Annotated in this window: 2 protein-coding genes; both read left to right on the forward strand. The window is 45.4% G+C overall.

Going from position 1 to position 886, the window contains the following annotated elements:
- The coding region (locus PSI23_RS21600; RefSeq protein ID WP_273556996.1) for a lysis protein at positions 1–396 on the forward strand (396 nt) is incomplete at its 5' end.
- A complete protein-coding gene (locus tag PSI23_RS21605) occupies positions 380–739 on the forward strand; it encodes a hypothetical protein (RefSeq protein ID WP_273556997.1) in 360 nt (119 codons plus the stop codon). The genes PSI23_RS21600 and PSI23_RS21605, both read left to right, overlap by 17 nt.
- The last annotated feature ends 147 nt before the right edge of the window (positions 740–886 follow it).

Consider the following 886-nt stretch of genomic DNA (forward strand, 5'->3'; position numbering starts at 1 on the left):
AATGGGCGACTCTCTGGAGAGAATGAGTCACTGACAACTCAGCTATCAGAGAAAAACGCCATCATCACCACCCAGCAAGAGCGAATCAATCAACTCGCAGAACTGGATACCCGACACACTCAGGAACTCGCCCATGCCAAGACTGAAATTGACACTCTTCGGGCTGATGTTGCCGCTGGTCGTCGCAAGCTGCGCATCAAGGCCGTCTGCCCCTCCGTGCCTGAAACCGTTACCTCCGGCAGCGTGGTCACTACAACCGCCGTCGAACTCTCTGGAGAAACTGGACCAATTGTTCTCGATATCCGAGAAGACATCATCAACGACCTCGCAAAATTAAGATACTTGCAGGATTATGTGAATACTGAATGCAGAGGAAACGATGGAAAACACAGATAAGGTATTAGCTGAGCTGATTGGCAAGGCGTTATCAGGCATGGATGGCTTAATTGGTTTCGGTAAAGATCAATTACCCGCAGTCATAGAGCAATTAATGCTTTGGCAGATTTGGGTAAATGGCTTGGTATTTATCTTGTTTCTGATTCTGACGTTATTAGCAGGTTACTTATGGAAGAAGGCAACAGAGAGTGCTGTTTACAATGAACCCCTAGTGTACCTCCTCCTTTTTGGTGCTGTTTGTGTACTTGGATTCGTCTCTCTACGCTGTGTATTCACTGTTGTTCAGATAGCTGTAGCCCCTAAAATTTGGCTAATTGAGTATGCAGCATCACTTATCAAATAACACCTTGCCACCTCAGAGCAAATGATACTGGGGTTACAGGAATACATCAAAACACAGTGTAACTAAATGAGGTCATTATGAAATTTGAAGATTTACCAGAAGCATCACAACAGACAGCGCGAGAAGTATTGGCGGATATGCTGAGAA

The organism is Xenorhabdus yunnanensis (genome assembly GCF_028598805.1).
Lineage (GTDB): Bacteria > Pseudomonadota > Gammaproteobacteria > Enterobacterales > Enterobacteriaceae > Xenorhabdus > Xenorhabdus yunnanensis.

Coding starts and splice junctions, on each gene's coding strand:
- PSI23_RS21605 (WP_273556997.1), top strand. CDS start 380: ATGGAAAACACAGATAAGGTATTAGCTGAGCTGATTGGCAAGGCGTTA.